Raw genomic sequence first — 12,060 nt, forward strand, 5'->3', positions numbered from 1 at the left:
AGCGGGGTTGACGGTGAGGTTGAGGGTGGGCGCGAGCGGTCGGTCACAGCAGGACGCCGAGCGCGGCGCAGTTCACCAGCAGCGCGGCGACGGTCAGCAGGCTGCGCCTGCGGTTCCAGGCACCCCAGTCGAGCCGCGGGTCCCGGTCCGCGAAGTCCGCGGGCAGGTTCTCCGGGTCGAGGGTGCGCATCCACCGGTTGACCGGAACGTTCTTCGCGACCGAGATGACGGCGGTGGCCGCGGCGAGCACGGCGGCCGTGGCGAACGCGGCCCGCGCCACCGGTTCGGTGGCGACGAACACCAGGGCCGCGTCGCAGACGACGGTGCCGAGCAGACAGATCGGCATCGCCGGGTCGTACCGGGTCCCGAAGAACGCGTGGGCGTGCACGTACCGGTCGGCGGGCAGCGAGGCCAGATAGGGGAATCCGCCCAGCTGGGTGCCGAACAGCACCCCGGCCGCGAGCCCGTTGAGCAGCAGGACCAGGGGAGTGAGAAACGCGAGCACGAGGTCCCCCTCAGCGGGTCAGGGCGCGCGCGGCGGCCTCGACCTTCTCCTTGATGAGCGCCATCTGCACCTTGGTGTTGCGGTTGAGGTGCTCGGTCATCGCCTCGTCGGTGGCGGGCGCCTGCGGCTTCATGTGGAAGTCCTGGACCCAGCGCATCCGCACGCCCCCGCCGGGTTCCTCCGTGTACTCCCAGAAGATCTTCATGAAGTCGAACGGGCCGGTCTCCACCCGCTCGGCCCGCACACTGCGGGTCTCGGGGTCACTGGTGCGCCGTGACACCCAGCTCCAGACGTTGCCGTCCTCGTCGGGGTGCATGGTGAGCCGGAAGAGCACGGTCTCGCCGTCGCGCTCCAGCACCTCGGCGGAGGCGTACTCACTGAAGAGATCGGGCCAGTTCGGCACGTCGTTGGTCATCTGCCACACCACGTCGATGGGGGCGTCGATGACGATGTGGTTGTCGGTGTGTCCAGCCATCGTTGTGCTCCTAACCATTGTCGTCACGGTGGTCCCGGTGGTCCCTGCGCCGCCGTCGGCCGTCGGCGTCAGCGGCCCAGGACCAGGGCCGAGGTGAAGCCCCCGTGGCCCCGCGCCAGCACCAGGGCGTGGCGCAGCGGCAGTTGCCGGGGACCGTCGGTGACCAGGTCGATCTCCAGACCGGGCGCCGGCCGGCGGGTGCCGACGGTGGGCGGGACGACTCCGTCGCGCAGGGCGAGCAGCGCCGTGGCCACGTCGAGGGGCGCGCCCCCGCCGTAGAGCCGTCCGGTGAGGGTCTTCGGCGCCGTGACCGGGACCGCCGAGGGCCCGAAGAGGGCCGCGAGGGCCTCGGCCTCCGCGCGGTCGTCGGCGGGCAGTCCGGCGGCGTCGGCGAACACCACGTCGATGTCCCCCGGCGTCAGCCGGGCCGCCCGCAGAGCCTGCGCGGCCACCCGGCGCAGCACCCGGGGCCGCCCCGAGTCGGGCGGCGGGTCGAAACCGGCGGCGTGGCCGAGCACCCTCCCGTAACCCGGCCCGGCACCCCGCTCCGCCGCCGACCCGGCGCTCTCCAGGACCAGGATCGCCCCGCCCTCGCCGGGGATGTACCCGCGGGCCTCCGCGTCGAAGGGCAGATAGGCGCGGCCCGGGTCCTGGACGGTGGAGAGCCTGCCGGTCGACAACTGCGCGGTGAGGCCGTACGGGCACAGCGAAGCGTCCGTGCCGCCGGTGAGCACCAGCCGGGAACCCTTGTCGGTCAGCCGCTTCGCCTGGGCGACCGCGTCGAGCCCGCCGGCCTGTTCGCAGGCCAGCACACCGCACGGACCGCGCATCTTGTGGCGGATGGACAACTGTCCGGTGGTGGCCGCGTAGAACCAGGCGATGGACTGGTAGGCGCCCACCCAGGAAGGATCGTTCCGGTAGAGCGCGGTCATCTCCCGCTGCCCGAACTCGGTGCCGCCCGAGGACGAGGAGGTCACCACGGCCATCTCGTACTCCGGAAGCCCGGACGGATCGACCTCGGCGTCCGCGAGCGCCTCCTCGGCGGCCGCGAACGCCAGATGCGTCCAGTGGTCGGTCTGGGAGGCCAGCCGGTTGGGCCGTACGGCGCTGTCGGCGTCGAACCCCGGTACCTCGCCCGCCAGTTGCACCGGGTACCCGGACGGGTCGAACCGCTCGATCCGGCTGATCGCCGACTTCCCGGCGAGCACCGCCGACCAGTGGGCCTCGACCCCGATGCCGGTGGGGGCGGTGACGCCGATCCCGGTGATCACCGGCGGGGCGGTGTCTGCGGCCGTCATACCCCGCTCCTTCCGGCTGCCGCGGCCGCCGTACCCGGGCGGGCCAGCAGCATCGCGGTCTGGAACCCGCCGAACCCGCTGCCGACGCTCAGCACCACGTCCATCGTGTGGTCCCGGGCGGTGAGCGGTACGTAGTCCAGGTCGCACTGCGGGTCGGAGTTGTGCAGGTTCGCCGTCGGCGGCACGACCTGCCGCTCCAGGGCGAGGGCACAGGCCGCCACCTCGATGGACCCGATCGCCCCGAGGGAGTGGCCGACCATCGACTTGATGGAGCTCACCGGGATGTCGTAGGCGTGCTCGCCCAGACTCCGCTTGAACGCCGCCGTCTCGTGCCGGTCGTTCTGCTTGGTGCCGGAACCGTGGGCGTTGATGTAGCCCACGTCCGTCGGGTTGAGCCGCGCCTGGTTCAGGGAGACCGTGATGGCCTCGGCCATCTCCCTGCCGTCGGGCTTCAGTCCCGTCATGTGGTACGCGTTGCTGCGCCCGGCGAAGCCGACGATCTCGCCGTAGATCCGGGCGCCGCGCGCCTCGGCGGCCTCCCGCTCCTCCAGGACCAGCACGGCCGAGCCCTCGGCGAGCACGAAACCGTCCCGGTCGCGGTCGAAGGGCCTCGAGGCGTGCTCCGGATCGGTGTTGTTGGTGGTCGTCGCCTTGATCGCGTCGAAACACGCCGAGGTGATCGGCGAGATCGGGGCGTCTGTGGCGCCGGCCAGCGCGACGTCCGCGCTGCCCTCCTCGATCAGCTGGACGGCGTGGGCGATCGAGTCCAGCCCCGACGTACAGCCGGTGGAGACCAGGGCGACCGGCCCCTCGGCGCCGACCTCCCAGGCGACCTCGGCGGCGAGGGTGCTGGGCACCATGTAGCCGTACAGGTGGGGTACGCCGTACTCGTGGTCGACCAGCCACTTGCGGCCCCGGTCGCTGAGGACGACGTACTCCTCCTCGAGCCCCATGGTGCAGCCGACGGCGCTGCCGAGGCTGACCGTGATCCGCTCCGGGGGGAGCGCGGCCAGGTCGAGTCCGCTGTCCGCGACCGCCTCCCGGGCGGAGACGACGGCGAACTGCGCGGCACGGTCCATCCGCCGCACATGGCGTGGTTCGAGGCCCGCGGCGGCCGGGTCGAAGTCGACCTCCGCGGCGACCTGCGAACGGAAGGGAGTGGGATTGAACAGGCTGATCCGCCGGGTGGCGGTGCGTCCTTCGGACAGGAGTTTCCAGAACGCCTCCCGGCCGACCCCGCCCGGCACCACCGCACCGATACCGGTGATGACGGCCCGTCGTCTCACGGCGCCCCACCCACATCCGGGTTGGACTGCTCGGGGTGCTGCGCCGTCTCGGTGTCCACGTGTCCGAGCTCGGGACGCGGCGCCAGCGGGGACAGGTGGAAGGCGCACTTCGCGGTGGTGTCGCCGGCGTTGACCAGCCGGTGCCGTACGCCGATCGGGACGAGCAGCGAGTCCCCGGCGGCCAGCGCGATCGGTTCGCCGCCGTCCAGCGTCATCCGCAGATCGCCGCTGACGACGTGGAGGAACTCCTCGGAGTACGGGTGGTAGTGCTCGGTGATGAAGTCACCGGGCTCCAGGGTCACGACCCCGCCGAAGCCCGAGGTGCAGCCGACGGTCTTGGGGCTGAGGGTGACCCGGATGTCGCCGCCACGCTTGGTGTTGGCCGCGACCTCGTCCTCGGAGACCTTCACGGTACGGGTGATGGAGGTGGTCACTGGATCCGCCCTCCGTCCTTGGTCCAGATGTAGAAGGGCTCGGCCATCGCGTCCTTGGGCTCCTTCCAGTCGGGGTCGTAGGGCTCGACGCACTCGGCGAGCCGGGTGTTGATGTCGTCGTACAGCGGGTGGCTGCGCGCCCGGTAGAGGTTGCCGGTGATGTCCTCGTCGGCCTCGACGAGATGGAAGTAGAGGCCGTGGAACCGGAAGAGGGTGCGACGGGAGACGCCGACCATTCCCGGGAGGTCGGTGGCGTCGGACTCGGCGAAGATCTCAGCGATGTCGTCGGCCTTGTCGGGCTTCAGACGGGCGACGATCAAGGTGCGGTGCACGGCGTACCTCCTGGGGAACCACGGTCAGCATCAGGTCGGACGGTCGCACCGCTGTCTGGAGAGCCGCTCGAACACAGATCCAGCTCTCCGGGGGATGGAGGGCGCCTCGAGGCACTCCCGAGCCGTCTCGGTTCCGCTGGGCGCACACACCCCGGAGCGAACAGGAGCCGTCCCATGCCGTTTGCGGCGATCACCTACGACATCAAGCCCGGCTACGAGAAGGAACTCACCGAGATCTTCGGCAACTTCAAGCGGGTGCGCGGCAGCAACGTCACGGACGAGTCAGGCCGCACGGCCGGCACCATCCTGGCCACCGCCGTCTTCCTGCGGGACGACACGCTGGTCCGCGTCATCGAGTACACCGGCGACCTCGAGGCCGTCGCCCGCCACATGGCGGCGCAGCCCGGTGTTCGTGAGGTGGAGAAGAAGCTGAAGCCGTATCTCAGCAAGCCGCGCGAGACCGACACGACGGAGGGCTTCGTGGCCACGTTCCAGCGCAGTCTGCTGAAGACCGTCGCCCAGATCTCCGTACGCGACCAGGCGGCGGCCCCGGCGGCACCGGCGGCCGCGGCGAACCCGGCCTGAGGCCCGACGTCAGACACCCCTGTCCTCCCGTGCGCACCAACACACGGGAGGACAGGGGTGTCTGACGTGTCGTCAGATAGCCGTGACGGCCGCCGCCGTCACGGCCAGTGCCACGACGGCGAGCGCGGTGCGCAGCAGATGCCAGCGCCGCCACAGGGGCCGGGGGTCCTCCCAGTCCGCCGGGAGCGCGGCGGGGTCCGTGACGGCCTTGACGCGCCGGTTGATGGGCACGTTGCACAGATGGGAGACGCCCGACACCCCCAGCAGCAGGACCACCGCGACGGCGAAGAGAACCCGCGCGGCCCCGTCGGTCAGGCCGGCGAGGACACCGTTGGCGAGCGCACTGCCGAGCACGATGACCGGCATCGTCGGATCCCAGTTACGGCCCAGCAGCCCGTGCGCGTACACATAGGTGCCCGTCTCCATCGCGAAGAGCGCGGGCACCACACTCAGCGCCACGGCGAACAGCACCCCCGCGGTGATTCCGCCGCCGAGCAGCGCGGCGACGCCCAGCAGTCCCGTCATGACGCCGGGGCCACCGTGGGGTGGGTGTCGACGGTGAGCTGGGCGATCGAACGCATCGTGGCGTTGCGGAAGTACTCGGCGAAGCCCTGCGGCGAACTGGTGTCCCGCTGCTCGGCGAGGAACGGGGCGAGCTTCTCCTCCAGGACGTGCACGCCCTTCTGCGCGGCCATGTGCCGGGCGACGGCCGAGAAGTCGCCCTCGTAGTGGATGAACCGGACGAGAACGTCGTCCTTGATGAACACGGCCGTACCGAGCAGCCGGCCGGCCGTCTCGCCCGCCTTCCCGGCGAAGTCAGGGGTGTCGACCCGCTGGAAGCCCGCGAAGATCTCCGCGACCTCCTCCTCGTGGCCGGGTTTGACGCGATAGGTGATGGCTGCGTAGGGCATCAGATTCCTCCGTCGACTTCGATGGTGGCGCCGGTGACGTACGCGGCCGTGTCCCCGGCGAGATAGAGGACCGCCCCGGCGACGTCCTCGGGACGTCCGAGCCGGCCGAGGGCCGTCATCCCGGCGATCCGTTCGGCGATCACGGGCGGCAGCCCGGCACCGGGTTCGGTCTCGGTCACGCCGGGGGCCACGGTGTTGACCCGGATCCCCCGGCCGCCCAGCTCCTTGGCGAGCGCCCGGGTGAACCCGACCAGGGCGGCCTTGGACGCGCTGTAGTGCACACCGAGCGGCCGGCCGCGCAGGGCCACCGAGGCCCCGACGTTGACCACCGACGCGCCGTCCGGGAACAGTCCCACCAGCGCGTGGGTGACGAGGTACGTGGACGTGGCGTTGTGGTTCATCACCCGGTGCCACTCCGCCTCGGACAGGTCCTCGAACTTGGAATGGCCGTCCACGCCCACGTTGTTGACCAGGACGTCCACACCGCCGAACCGCTCGCGCACCGTGTCCGCCACCAGCCGGGCGCCGGTGTCACCGGTGACGTCCGCCTGTACGAGAACGTGTTCGCAGCCGATGGCGGTCAGTTCCTCGTCGAGCTGCCGGACCGCCTCGCCGTCGGCGCGGTGGACGACGGTGAGCCGCGCGCCGGCCCGGGCGAAGGCCAGGGTGATCGCCCGTCCGATGCCCCGGGTCCCGCCGGTGACCACCACCCGCCTGCCGTCGAATCCGGTGCCGGACGTCATCGGACCGCCCCGGCCTGCGGCGCCTCTTTGATCATGTTCAGCAGCAGGCGCGGCGTCTCGGCCTCCATCACGGCGTCGTCGGACAGCACGATGTTGTGCCGGCGGGTGATCAGACCCGTGACCTGGAGCAGGGCCAGGGAGTCGTAACCGAACTCCAGGAAGGGCGTGTCGAGGGCGTTGTCGCTGTCGAGGCTCGTGCCCTCTTCGGGGGCTCCGACGCACTCGAGCAGCAGCTCGCTCAGCTCGGACAGGCTGATGTCGCTCATCGTCGTTGTTCCTTTCGCATGCCGGCGGGCGCCGGGATTCTCAGGAGGGGAGGACAGGACGGGGGAGGGGAGGGGAGGGGAGGGGAGGCGGGAGAGAAGTCGGGTCGCCCTGGTGTCGGCCGAGGTGTCAGCCGACCTTGGCCAGCGGTGCCGGCGACAGGGCGTCGTCCAGGTCGAGCAGGGAGGAGCCCAGGACCGCGCGCTGGAGGTCCTCGATCGAGGGCGACGGGTCAAGGCCCAGGTTCTGGCCGAGGGCGGTACGCAGCTGCTGGTAGGTGCCCAGCGCGTCGCCACGGCGCCCGGCGCGGTACAGCGCCACCATCAGCTGTCCGTGGATGCCCTCGTGCAACGGATAGCGGGCGGCGAGCCCGGAGAGCTCACCGATGAGCGCGTGGTGGCGCCCCAGTCTCAGGTCGGCTTCAATGCGCCCGTGCAGCACGCTCATGCGTGACTCCTCCAGGCGGGTGGCCTCCACCTCCAGCAGTGAACCGCACTGCACGTCCACCAGGGCCCGGCCGTGCCACAGGGCGAGCGCCCGGCCCAGATGGTCCGAGGCCGCCGACCAGTCGCCCTGTTCCAGTGACCGGTGCCCGGCGGCGGCCAGGGCCTCGTACTCCTGCATGTCGAACAACCCGCCCTGGGTGTCGAGCAGATACCCCCCGGGCTCGGTGATCAGCACGCTCTTCGCGCCGTGCGGCAGCCCGGCACAGTCCTCCTCGAGGGCGGCGGCGATGAGGGTGCGCAGCTGGAGGATGTAGGTCTGCAGGGTGGTCTGCACGCTGCGCGGCGGTGCCTCCCCCCACACCTCCTCCACCAGTGCGGACACCGAGACCAGTTGGTTTGCCTGCAGGGCGAGAAGGGCGAGTACCTTGCGGGGCTTGACGGCGGTCGGTGTCACCGACACCCCGGACTGAGTCGCCCTGAACGGGCCGAGAATGCTGATGTCCATCCGCGGATCTCCTTCCACAACGAACATTTCAGCCGACGCGAGGCAGCGACATTTCGGTATGCAGTGCCTCTTTGACGGCTAGGGGTAGCTCACGGCCGCGGACGAAGAAATGCGCGCCGGGCATCATCCGGAAGTGGAACCCGGAGGTCGTACAGTGCTCCCACGCACGGACCTCCGCTGCGCTCACCATCCGGTCGTCCCGGCCCGCGAATGCCCACAGCGGGCACGGCAGTCGGGCCGGTGGCGCCGAGCGCAGACTGTGCGCGAGCAGCAGGTCCGCCCGGAGCGTGGTGAGAGTGGCGCGCAGCCACTCGGGGCGCTCGAGCAGCAGCTCGGGCATGCTCTCGTCGTCGGCGAGCAGGCCCACCAGCTGCTCGTCGGTCACCCCGGGCAGCGACGCGGCTTCCAGCAGTCGCGAGGGCGACTGCGGGGCGGGGCAGGCGCCGACCATGACGACCTCGGGTGGCCTGCGGCCGGTGGCCACGAGGTGCAGGGCGAGCCGGTGGGCGACCAGCGCCCCGAGGCTGTGCCCGTAGAAGGCGTACGGCTCGTCCAGGAGCGGACCGAAGTCCTCCGTGAGTTCCTCGGCGAGCTGTTGGGCGTCGGTGAGCGGGGGTTCCCGCCGCAGCGACTCCCTGCCGGGCAGTCGCACCGGGAGGACCGACACACCCGGCCCGACCCGCTGTCGCCAGCCGGCGAACGCCATGGCGCCCGCTCCCGCGTGGTGGAAGCACAGCAGTCTTCGTGCCGAGCCGCCGGCCGACGGCCGAGTCGCGAGATAACGATGCACCTTGCCGACCCCCCTTCCGTGCGATGCCTTCCGGCCAGGACGGCGATGAGCGTCACAGCAGCCTCTGGAAGGGCGCTCAACGAGTGGTAGAGCCGGGGGCGGAGAGCGGCGGCGCCAGGAGCGGCACGCCGCCGGAGCGCCGCCGGTCGCCGAAGCCGGGGTCGTGGACGGCCGCGCTCACCATGTACTCGTCGTCCAGCAGCCAGCTGTGGAACGTCCAGTCCACGCCCGCGACCGGGGATCCGTCCGGGCGCAGCATCCGGGCCCGCTCGTCCCCCGGGTCGAACCCGAACCCGGTGAAGGGAAACCGCAGACCCTGGCCGATCGCCTTGCTGTACGCCTCCTTCAGCGTCCACAGCCGCACCAGTTCCCGGTTGCGGTTCTCCTCCGCCATGCCGCGCAGCGCCTCCAGCTCGTGGGGCGTGCACACCATGCGTTCCGTGCCCAGACTCAGCATCCGCCGGTCCGCGAACTCGACGTCGACCCCGATCCTGCCGTGCCGGGCCAGCCCGACCACCAGCAGCTCCTCGGTGTGGCTCAGGCTCACGTCGAGCTGGTCGATACCGCGCAGATACGGCCGTCCGCCGGGCCTGTACGCCAGTTCGAGGTCCTCCGCCGAGGTGTCGAGGGCCGCGGCCGCCGCGGACTTCAGCAGCAGCCGGGAGGCGGCGAACCGCGCGCGGAGCTGGGGTTGGGCGATCCGCCTCAGCCGGGCGTGGTCCTGGCCGAGCATCGCCGCCAGCCGGTCGGAGTCCAGGGCGTCGGGGAGCCAGTCGGCGACGGCCGCGTGGACGACCGACGTGCCCGCCGAGTCGAGTTCGCCGCGCATCCCCCGCCAGGGGTCCCCGGGGCCTCGGTCGTGCCCGGGAGGCATCAGCGCACCGGCGGGCGGACCAGGTCCGCGAGGCGGTCGGCGGGTTCGTCGACGGGACCGCGGCGCGGGAGCGTGCCGCTCGGGGACGGGTCCACTGGGGAGACGTCCGTCGGCGCGGGGGGCCGCCACTCCGGGGTGTGTCCCGCGTCGTGGTGTACGGGATCAAGCGTTGCGCGTTCCGGTACGACGCCCCTGACGAGCCCCGGAGCAGCGGCGGTCCACGAGGCGTCCTGCCGAGGCGAGTCGGGTACCCCCATGGGCGGAGTCACCGTCACCGGCCTTCGGATTCCGCCGCCTTGCTCGCCCGCACCACCCGGCGGGACGCCGTCCCGCTTCGGGACGAGGCCCTCGGGAGACCGCCGTTCGTGCGTCCTCGGAGTCATGGGGAGCCTCTTGTTCTCATCGGCCGATCAGGGTCGCGTACAGGTCGTAGCTGCGGGCGTCGTCGAAGCGGTGGAGCAGCTCGTCGAGCAGCTGCTCCTCCCCGACGCGGGGCGGCTCCGGCGTACCGGGGTCGAGTCTGCGCAGGATGCGGAAGAGCACCATGACCGCCCAGGCCGGACCGGAGAGGAAGTCGTCCGGGGAGCCGCTGTGGTAGCGCCGTACGCCCAGACAGGCCGCGCCGGCGGTGATCAGGGCGTACCGCTCGGCCAGCGCGAAGCCCCGCAGCCCCGGGCCGCCTTCGGGCCGGTCCGCCAGGTCGGCGCTGGCCCGGCGCAGTCGCGCCAGTTCGGCGTCGAGCGCGGCGGCGTACCCGGCCAGCGCCTTCTCCAGCTCCCCGCCGTCGGCGGCGGATGCCTGCCACAGGGTGGACTCCAGCGTCCCGAGGAGTGAGTCCACGTCGGCGGCCCGGGTCAGTTCCTCCGGGCGAAGGCCCGGCAGTACCTGGCCGAACGGCTGGAACAGCGCGGCCGGGACCTCCTCGTCCACGGGCGCCCGCAGCCCGGGCAGCCGGCGAAGGTGCGTCACGATCGCCGCCCGGCTCGCCGTGCTGCCCACCGGACCCAGGCCGATCATCGGCAGGTCGCGGGCCGACTTCTGGAAGACGGCGTACGGTCCCTGGCTCGCGTACGACTCGGCGCCGAGCACGATGGACAGGTCGTACACCATCTCGGTGAGCACCGTGGGAAGCAGGTACTTCACCACGGCGCTCAGTGTGGGGCCTTCGCGCGGCAGCAGATGCAGGCCCCGGGTGGCCACCAGGGCCAGCGTGTCGCACAGCAGCAGGTCGGTGAACGCGTCGACCAGTGCGGCGCGGGTGCGGGGCGTGCGCAGCGAAGCCCTGCTGCGCGACCGGTGCGAGCGGGCGAACGCGACGGCGGTGCGCAGGGCCGTGTCGGCGCACCCCAGGGCCATGGAGGGGCCGACGCAGCGGATGACGGGGAAGGCGCGCGCGGCCAGTTCGGCCCCGGCGCCCGGCGGTCCGAGCAACTGGTCGGCCGTGAGCCCGTATCCGGTGAACTCCACGCCGTTGACCAGACAGCCGCGCAGACCCACGGTGGAGCGCCTGGGCAGCGACCGGAAGCCGGGGCTGCCGGGCTCCGGGGCGCGGACGAGGTACGCGCTGTGGCCGTCCACCGCCTCTCCCGCAGGATGCGCGAACAGCAGCAGCGACGAGGCCCGCGAGGCGTTGTTGAGGGCCTCCTTGCGGCCGCTGAGCAGGAAACCGTCACCGCTCGGGGTGGTGGTGAAGCTGTTCTGCAGGAAGTCGTTCCCTTCGGCGGGCTCCGGATAGGCGCACACCATCCGCCCGCCGGACAGCAGCAGTTCGGCGGTGGCGCGCCGCTGCTCGGCCGAGCCCCCGGCCCAGACGACCGCGGCGGCCATGTACGAGCTCATCCCGTAGCCCATGCCCAGCGACGCGTCCCGCCGGAAGACCGACCGCAACACCCGTGCCAGCGCGTCCAGTCGCAGCAGTCTGCCGCCCAACTCCCCCGGCACGAACTCGGCGTTGAGCCGGAAGTCGTCGAGCAGCCGCTCAGCGGCGGGCAGCGGGCGCCGCTCGGCGTCCGCCGCCACGAACTGTTCGGCCCCCAGCGGATTTCCCGGGTCGTCCAGATCTCCCCAGTCGTGCTCGAGCCGGGCGATCCGCTCCTCCACGGACGCCCCGTCGAGGTCCGCACCGCTCGCCGCAACCGACATCGCTTCCTACCGTTCTTCCATGGAACAGGCTGGCGCGTGCCCCGCCCCGGACTCAAAAGCGCCGCGAGTCCAGTTGCTCGAACTCGGCCGGCGGCGGATGGCCGACCGGACTTCCGTCCTTCGCGGGCCAGTCGAAGAGTTCCTTCGGCGGCGGCCCCGGCAGCCACAGCCAGCCGTAGATCACCAGGGCCCGTCCCACCGGCCGCAGCAGCCGCTTCGCCGTTGCCATGGCGAGCGCTCGCAGTCCCTTGCTTGTGCCGGACATGTCGTCGGTTCCCTCCAGCATGGAAAACACCGTGGGGAGGAGGGTGACAACCGGCGCTCAACCAGGACTCAAGGAACCCTCGCAACGGCGCCGCGGCCCAACCGGAACGTCGGGTTCGGCATTCTGCACTACGGGCTCGAGTTGGCCTCGAGTGTTTCTTGCTCGGATACAGGATGCAGGCTGCGTGGGCGCGCGTTGCCGTGAG

At 71.7% G+C, this 12,060-nt stretch carries 17 protein-coding genes; 1 reads left to right on the top strand and 16 read right to left on the bottom strand.

Going from position 1 to position 12,060, the window contains the following annotated elements; all coding sequences use genetic code 11:
- Window positions 1-43: 43 nt before the first annotated feature.
- From PV396_RS37490 to PV396_RS37515, 6 genes are all read right to left on the bottom strand, one after another.
- Window positions 44-505: an anthrone oxygenase family protein gene (locus tag PV396_RS37490; protein WP_319212492.1), complete on the bottom strand. Its 462-nt coding sequence runs from the start codon at window positions 503-505 to the stop codon at window positions 44-46.
- 10 nt (window positions 506-515) lie between these two features.
- Entirely contained in the window at window positions 516-980 is a 465-nt protein-coding gene (locus tag PV396_RS37495) for an SRPBCC family protein (protein ID WP_319212494.1), read from the bottom strand.
- 68 nt (window positions 981-1,048) lie between these two features.
- The gene (locus tag PV396_RS37500; protein ID WP_319212496.1) at window positions 1,049-2,278 is read right to left on the bottom strand and encodes a ketosynthase chain-length factor; all 1,230 of its coding nucleotides are present in this window, start codon (window positions 2,276-2,278) and stop codon (window positions 1,049-1,051) included.
- Window positions 2,275-3,564: a beta-ketoacyl-[acyl-carrier-protein] synthase family protein gene (locus PV396_RS37505; RefSeq protein ID WP_319212498.1), complete on the bottom strand. Its 1,290-nt coding sequence runs from the start codon at window positions 3,562-3,564 to the stop codon at window positions 2,275-2,277. The genes PV396_RS37500 and PV396_RS37505 overlap by 4 nt, the downstream gene beginning before the upstream one ends.
- The gene (locus PV396_RS37510; RefSeq protein WP_319212500.1) at window positions 3,561-3,998 is read right to left on the bottom strand and encodes a cupin domain-containing protein; all 438 of its coding nucleotides are present in this window, start codon (window positions 3,996-3,998) and stop codon (window positions 3,561-3,563) included. Before PV396_RS37510 ends, PV396_RS37505 begins: the two co-directional genes overlap by 4 nt.
- Window positions 3,995-4,330 carry a TcmI family type II polyketide cyclase gene (locus PV396_RS37515; protein ID WP_319212503.1) on the bottom strand — a complete coding sequence of 112 codons (336 nt, stop codon included), beginning with the start codon at window positions 4,328-4,330 and terminating at the stop codon, window positions 3,995-3,997. Before PV396_RS37515 ends, PV396_RS37510 begins: the two co-directional genes overlap by 4 nt.
- A 174-nt stretch (window positions 4,331-4,504) precedes the next feature.
- Here PV396_RS37515 and PV396_RS37520 point away from each other — a divergent pair, with 174 nt between their 5' ends.
- Window positions 4,505-4,915 (top strand): SchA/CurD-like domain-containing protein, encoded by a 411-nt coding sequence (locus tag PV396_RS37520; protein WP_319212504.1) that lies wholly within the window; start codon window positions 4,505-4,507, stop codon window positions 4,913-4,915.
- 72 nt (window positions 4,916-4,987) lie between these two features.
- On the opposite strand, the gene PV396_RS37525 is transcribed toward PV396_RS37520, so the two are convergent.
- The 10 genes from PV396_RS37525 to PV396_RS37570 form a co-directional block, all read right to left on the bottom strand.
- Complete coding sequence (locus PV396_RS37525) at window positions 4,988-5,440, bottom strand: DUF1772 domain-containing protein (protein ID WP_319212506.1); 453 nt, start codon at window positions 5,438-5,440, stop codon at window positions 4,988-4,990.
- A complete protein-coding gene (locus tag PV396_RS37530; RefSeq protein ID WP_319212508.1) occupies window positions 5,437-5,826 on the bottom strand; it encodes a SchA/CurD-like domain-containing protein in 390 nt (129 codons plus the stop codon). The genes PV396_RS37525 and PV396_RS37530 overlap by 4 nt, the downstream gene beginning before the upstream one ends.
- The gene (locus PV396_RS37535; protein ID WP_319212510.1) at window positions 5,826-6,569 is read right to left on the bottom strand and encodes an SDR family NAD(P)-dependent oxidoreductase; all 744 of its coding nucleotides are present in this window, start codon (window positions 6,567-6,569) and stop codon (window positions 5,826-5,828) included. Before PV396_RS37535 ends, PV396_RS37530 begins: the two co-directional genes overlap by 1 nt.
- Window positions 6,566-6,835 (bottom strand): acyl carrier protein, encoded by a 270-nt coding sequence (locus PV396_RS37540; protein WP_319212511.1) that lies wholly within the window; start codon window positions 6,833-6,835, stop codon window positions 6,566-6,568. The genes PV396_RS37535 and PV396_RS37540 overlap by 4 nt, the downstream gene beginning before the upstream one ends.
- A gap of 127 nt (window positions 6,836-6,962) precedes the next feature.
- Window positions 6,963-7,784: an AfsR/SARP family transcriptional regulator gene (locus PV396_RS37545; protein ID WP_319212513.1), complete on the bottom strand. Its 822-nt coding sequence runs from the start codon at window positions 7,782-7,784 to the stop codon at window positions 6,963-6,965.
- Window positions 7,785-7,812: 28 nt separating this feature from the next.
- Window positions 7,813-8,574: a thioesterase II family protein gene (locus PV396_RS37550; protein ID WP_319212515.1), complete on the bottom strand. Its 762-nt coding sequence runs from the start codon at window positions 8,572-8,574 to the stop codon at window positions 7,813-7,815.
- 76 nt (window positions 8,575-8,650) lie between these two features.
- Window positions 8,651-9,403, bottom strand: coding sequence for a 4'-phosphopantetheinyl transferase family protein (locus PV396_RS37555; protein WP_319212517.1), 753 nt, complete (start codon window positions 9,401-9,403; stop codon window positions 8,651-8,653).
- A gap of 44 nt (window positions 9,404-9,447) precedes the next feature.
- Window positions 9,448-9,705: a hypothetical protein gene (locus tag PV396_RS37560; RefSeq protein WP_319212519.1), complete on the bottom strand. Its 258-nt coding sequence runs from the start codon at window positions 9,703-9,705 to the stop codon at window positions 9,448-9,450.
- A gap of 142 nt (window positions 9,706-9,847) precedes the next feature.
- On the bottom strand, window positions 9,848-11,590 hold the full coding sequence (locus tag PV396_RS37565) for an acyl-CoA dehydrogenase (RefSeq protein ID WP_319212521.1): 1,743 nt from the start codon (window positions 11,588-11,590) through the stop codon (window positions 9,848-9,850).
- Window positions 11,591-11,642: 52 nt separating this feature from the next.
- The gene (locus PV396_RS37570) at window positions 11,643-11,876 is read right to left on the bottom strand and encodes a DUF6059 family protein (RefSeq protein WP_319212523.1); all 234 of its coding nucleotides are present in this window, start codon (window positions 11,874-11,876) and stop codon (window positions 11,643-11,645) included.
- Window positions 11,877-12,060: the final 184 nt, after the last annotated feature.

The organism is Streptomyces sp. ME02-8801-2C, from assembly GCF_033793965.1.
GTDB lineage: Bacteria > Actinomycetota > Actinomycetes > Streptomycetales > Streptomycetaceae > Streptomyces.

Bases quoted from the DNA above. Each gene is read 5' to 3' on its own strand.
- PV396_RS37525 (WP_319212506.1), bottom strand. From the start codon at position 5,440: ATGACGGGACTGCTGGGCGTCGCCGCGCTGCTCGGCGGCGGAATCACC.
- PV396_RS37520 (WP_319212504.1), top strand. From the start codon at position 4,505: ATGCCGTTTGCGGCGATCACCTACGACATCAAGCCCGGCTACGAGAAG.
- PV396_RS37560 (WP_319212519.1), bottom strand. From the start codon at position 9,705: ATGGGGGTACCCGACTCGCCTCGGCAGGACGCCTCGTGGACCGCCGCT.
- PV396_RS37570 (WP_319212523.1), bottom strand. From the start codon at position 11,876: ATGCTGGAGGGAACCGACGACATGTCCGGCACAAGCAAGGGACTGCGA.
- PV396_RS37530 (WP_319212508.1), bottom strand. From the start codon at position 5,826: ATGCCCTACGCAGCCATCACCTATCGCGTCAAACCCGGCCACGAGGAG.
- PV396_RS37500 (WP_319212496.1), bottom strand. From the start codon at position 2,278: ATGACGGCCGCAGACACCGCCCCGCCGGTGATCACCGGGATCGGCGTC.
- PV396_RS37545 (WP_319212513.1), bottom strand. From the start codon at position 7,784: ATGGACATCAGCATTCTCGGCCCGTTCAGGGCGACTCAGTCCGGGGTG.
- PV396_RS37565 (WP_319212521.1), bottom strand. From the start codon at position 11,590: ATGTCGGTTGCGGCGAGCGGTGCGGACCTCGACGGGGCGTCCGTGGAG.
- PV396_RS37495 (WP_319212494.1), bottom strand. From the start codon at position 980: ATGGCTGGACACACCGACAACCACATCGTCATCGACGCCCCCATCGAC.
- PV396_RS37540 (WP_319212511.1), bottom strand. From the start codon at position 6,835: ATGAGCGACATCAGCCTGTCCGAGCTGAGCGAGCTGCTGCTCGAGTGC.
- PV396_RS37555 (WP_319212517.1), bottom strand. From the start codon at position 9,403: ATGCGCGGCGAACTCGACTCGGCGGGCACGTCGGTCGTCCACGCGGCC.
- PV396_RS37535 (WP_319212510.1), bottom strand. From the start codon at position 6,569: ATGACGTCCGGCACCGGATTCGACGGCAGGCGGGTGGTGGTCACCGGC.